At 43.6% G+C, this 4814-nt stretch carries 3 protein-coding genes and 2 pseudogenes; all 5 read left to right on the top strand.

Annotation, left to right across the window (positions count from 1 at the left end):
* The first annotated feature begins 52 nt into the window (after positions 1 to 52).
* Positions 53 to 886 (top strand): transketolase, encoded by an 834-nt coding sequence (locus tag JCM16496_RS20680; RefSeq protein WP_025836388.1) that lies wholly within the window; start codon positions 53 to 55, stop codon positions 884 to 886.
* 1 nt (position 887) lies between these two features.
* Positions 888 to 1321 (top strand): annotated as a pseudogene (locus tag JCM16496_RS25155) (transketolase family protein); the annotation flags it as partial.
* A gap of 111 nt (positions 1322 to 1432) precedes the next feature.
* Complete coding sequence (locus tag JCM16496_RS25150) at positions 1433 to 1810, top strand: transketolase C-terminal domain-containing protein (protein ID WP_369346684.1); 378 nt, start codon at positions 1433 to 1435, stop codon at positions 1808 to 1810.
* Positions 1811 to 1839: 29 nt separating this feature from the next.
* A pseudogene (locus tag JCM16496_RS25145) lies at positions 1840 to 3316 on the top strand (FGGY-family carbohydrate kinase).
* Between the two features lie 38 nt (positions 3317 to 3354).
* The gene (locus JCM16496_RS20665) at positions 3355 to 4779 is read left to right on the top strand and encodes an L-fucose/L-arabinose isomerase family protein (protein WP_025836387.1); all 1425 of its coding nucleotides are present in this window, start codon (positions 3355 to 3357) and stop codon (positions 4777 to 4779) included.
* Positions 4780 to 4814: the final 35 nt, after the last annotated feature.

Genomic DNA, 4814 nt, shown 5'->3' with positions numbered 1-4814 from the left:
ATTTATGCTTTTCTTTTGTTTTATTTGCAAGGGAAACGAAAGTGTATAAGCTATGAAAACAAAAGAATTAATTCTTCAATCAGAAAGAAATCGAAAAAGATTAATTGAAATTATCTATAAAGCAAAAGCCGGACATATCGGTGGAGACTTGTCTTGCCTCAATGTTCTTACTGCTCTTTACTTTGATGTGATGAATGTAGATGCAGGTAACCCTAAGGATAATTTGAGGGACCGTTTTATTTTGAGTAAGGGGCATTGTGTGGAGGCCTTGTATGTGACGCTGGAATCCAGAGGATTCATGGCTGAAGGCATTTTGGACACATTGGGGCAATATGGTTCCATTCTTTCGGGGCACCCCACTATCGGAGTTCCGGGTATTGAAGTGAATACTGGAGCCTTGGGACATGGCTTGTCTGTTGGAGTGGGTATAGCTATGGCAGCTAAAATGGATAAAAGGAATTATAAAACCTATGTGCTGATGGGGGACGGTGAGCAGGGTGAAGGTTCCATATACGAGGCTGCAATGGCTGCCCGGCAGTACAAGTTGGATAATTTGGTAGCTGTAATAGATCGTAATCATTTGCAGATTAGTGGAGATACGGAAGATGTGATGGGGATTGATGATATCCGTGACCGTTGGACGGCATTCGGTTGGGAGGTAAAGGATATGAATGGTGACGATATGGAAGACATTATTCGGACTTTCCGTTCCATTGATTATGCAAATCACCATCCTCATTTGTTGGTGGCTCATACGACAAAAGGCAAGGGAGTGTCTTTTATGGAGGGAGTGGCCAAATGGCATCATGGGGTTCCGAACAACGAGCAGTATGAACTGGCCATTCGGGAAATTTCAGAAAGGATAAAAAATTTAGAATATAATTGATATGATAGCTTGCAGAAAAAGTTTCACCGACACTTTGTTATCATTGGCCCGGATGGACAAAGATATTATTGCTGTGACAACGGATGCACGTGGCTCGGTGACGTTAAATGATTTTGCCAAAGAATTGCCACAGCAATTCGTGGAGTGTGGTATTGCGGAGCAGGATGCTGTAGGTATTTCAGCCGGGTTGGCTCATAGCGGAAAGAAAGTGTTTGTGTGTGGCCCGGCATGTTTTTATGTGGCTCGCAGTCTGGAACAGGTAAAGGTAGACTTGGCTTATAGTCAGAACAACGTAAAGATATTGGGAGTAAGTGGAGGGGTAGCTTACGGAGCTTTGGGGGCTACCATCATAGCTTGCATGATATTGCCGTGTTACGTACTTTCCCCGGTATGAATATTATGTTGCCTTGTGATGCCCGACAGACAAAAAAACTGGTTGAGTTTTTGATTGACTATCCTGAACCGGTTTATGTTCGTGTAGGACGTGCAGCAGTTCCTGATGTCTATGAGAACGATGATTTTGATTTTGCCATAGGTAAGGCAAACATGTTATTGGATGGGACGGACTTGACAATCATTGGAACCGGTGAAACCGTATACCATGCACGCCAGGCGGCTTTGGAGTTGCGTGAATATGGTATTTCAGTCCGGGTACTGGATATGTCCTTTATTAAACCTTGTGATGAGGAGGCTGTTTTGAAAGCTGCTTCTGAAACCGGTCGTATTATCACGGTTGAGGAGCATAGTCAGTATGGAGGCCTCGGAGCGATGGTAACTGAAATCATTTCCGAAAATCCCGTACCCGTGAAAATTTTGGGGATTCCTGACGAGAATGTGGTGCATGGGAGTTCTTCTGAAATCTTTGCCCATTATGGGTTGGATGCACCTGGTATCGTGAAAACTGCCCTTGACTTCCTTAAGTAAGAAATAATCAGCCTTTAATAATACCTAAAATGAAAAACTTGATAATTGCAATAGACCAAAGCACCTCGGCCACCAAGGCTATGCTGTTCAATGAGAGGTGTGAAATGCTGAGGCGTGTCAATGTCACTCACGAGCAATATTATCCCCGAACTGGATGGGTGGAGCATGATGTTGAAGAAATTTATCGGAATGTGCTGAAGGGCATTGCTGAGTTGGTCGAAGAGGAAGCGGCAGACAATATGTATTCGTTGGCTATCACTAATCAACGTGAGACGGTGGTTGTATGGAATAAACATACGGGTAAACCGGTATACAATGCTGTGGTATGGCAATGTATGCGTGGTGCTGATATCTGTAATGACTTGAAAAATAGAGGATACGGTGAGTTTGTACAGGTAAGAAGTGGTTTGTTGTTAGACCCCTATTTCTCGGCTAGTGGTGTGAAGTGGATACTTGACAATGTAGAGGGAGCCCGTCAGGCTGCTGATAATGGAGACTTATTGATGGGGACCATTGACACGTGGCTGATTTGGAAGTTGACTGATGGTAAACGTCATGTGACGGATTATACGAATGCTTCCAGGACCCTTTTATTGAATATTCATACGATGCAATGGGATAATGACTTATTGGAATTGTTTACCATACCCAAAATCATGATGCCGGAATTGTTGCCTTGTGACGCTGTTTTTGGAAAGACTACGGTGGGTGGGCTGTTCAAGAACCCTATTGTCATTGCTGGTGTATTAGGGGATTCTCATGGGGCACTGACTGCAGATGTGTTTTGAAGAGGGATTAGGTAAGGTCACTTATGGTACCGGCTCATCAGTAATGGTGAATATTGGCGAAAAGGCTGCTACAGCTCCTCGGGGATTGGTCACTTCCATCGGTTTTGCCGCACTTGGGAAAGTGTTCTATGCTTTTGAGGGAAATATTCATTGTACTGGTGGTACTATTAAGTGGTTGGAACAGAGATTGCAGATGATCGGTTCGCCCGATGAAGCAGAAAAACTGGCCATTACTGTGGAAGACAATGGAGGTGTGTATGTTGTACCGGCTTTTGCCGGGCTGGGTGCTCCTTGGTGGCAAGGGGATATAAAGGCGGCCATTTTAGGGATGACTTTAGGTACTGGGAAGTCACATGTTCTTAGGGCGGCGCTTGAATCCATAGCTTATCAAGTTAATGATTTAGTCAAAGCGATGACCACTCAGGCAGGTATAAAACTGAAAGAAGTCAGGGTTGACGGAGGACCTACAAAAAATAAATTTTTAATGCAGTTCCAGGCTGACTGTTTACGTGTACCGATCAATTGTTCGGATGTTGAGGAGGCCTCGGCGTTGGGAGCTGTTGTGATGAATGGAATGGCCCGCAAGATATGGACGAGTTTTGAACAAGTGGCCGTATTACGCCGGAGCCGCTACTGCATAGAACCGCAGGGTAACTTACCACTGATGGAGAAATGGTGTGAAGGCTGGCTGAAAGCAGTAAATCAATTAATCGGATAAATATCTTTTAAGTATAATTTTAACACCAACTATTTACGATGAAAAACAAGGAAAGAATGTGCTTCGGTATAATTATCGGCACCCGTGCTTATTTTAATTCAGAATTGGCCAAAGATGTTCGCAAACAGCTGTTGAAAACACTTGCAGACGAAGGCTATGACTATGTAATTTTACCTGAAGATGCTACTCCTACTGGCAGTAGCAGTATTGAAACCCGTGAAGACGGATTGAAGTGTGCCGAACTGTTCCGTCAAAATCGTGACCGTATTGACGGCATTATAGTATCTCTACCCAACTTTGGCTTTGAGATTGGAATAATCAATGCTATCAGTGTGGCTGATTTGAATGTTCCCATTTTAGTACAAGCTTGTGACGACGAGAATGACAAGGTGGACTTGGACAGCCGCCGTGATGCTTTCTGTGGTAAAATTTCTGTTTGCAATAATTTGTATCAATATGGTATTCCTTTTACAGATACTACACTACATACCTATTCTATATACTCTGAACTATTGGCTAAGGATATTAATAAGTTCGCTGGTATCTGTCGTGTGGTCAATGGTTTGCGCCATGCACGTATCGGTGCTATCGGTGCCCGTCCAGCCGGTTTTCAGACGGTACGTGCCAGTGAAAAACTGTTGCAGAAGAGTGGTATTACAGTCGTTCCAGTCGATCTTTCTGAAATACTCGGTGCTGCCCGTAAGATTGAGGATACAGATGTGGAACTGCTGAAGAAACTTGAAGAGATTAAGTGCTACGCAGTAGTTCCTAAAGAATACAGTGACAAGCTAGTGCTTCAGGCAAAGTTTGGCGTGGCTGTAGAACGGTGGCTTGAAGCCAATCAGATTGATGCTGTGGCTGTGCAGTGCTGGGACTCTTTGGAACAGAACTATGGTTGTGCAGCTTGTGTGACAATGAGTATGCTGGGTGAAAAACTACTACCTGCCGCTTGTGAGGTTGATATTGCCGGTGCTGTATCCATGTATGCTTTGACATTGGCAGCGCAAGGTCAATCGGCATTACTTGACTGGAACAATAATTTTGCGGAAGACCGGAATAAATGTGTGTGTACTCATTGCGGTAATTTCCCGAAATCGTTTGTCAGAAATGACTTAAAGCTTGGTACACTTGGCGTTCTGGGACGTACGCTAGGTAAGGTCAATACATTCGGTGCTGTATATGGCAAAGTGACTAAAGGTGATTTCACATTCTTCCGTATTTCCACTGATGATACTAAAGGCGTTATCAAGGCTTATTTGGGTACTGGTGAAATCACGGATGATCCGTATGGAATGGATGGATGTATAGCTGTTACCAAAGTGGATAACTTACAGATTTTGATGAAACATATTTGCAAGAATGGTTTTGAACATCATGTGGCTATGGTTCGTAATGATGTAAAGGATATTCTGAATGAGGCCATCGAGGGTTATTTGGGGTGGAATCTGTATGTGCATGAATAAATAGGTAGACACACGGTAAACAACAGAAAATAAAT

Origin of the sequence: Bacteroides rodentium JCM 16496, from assembly GCF_000614125.1 — a bacterium.
Classification (GTDB): domain Bacteria; phylum Bacteroidota; class Bacteroidia; order Bacteroidales; family Bacteroidaceae; genus Bacteroides; species Bacteroides rodentium.
This window is presented reverse-complemented; position numbering and strand designations above follow the sequence as displayed.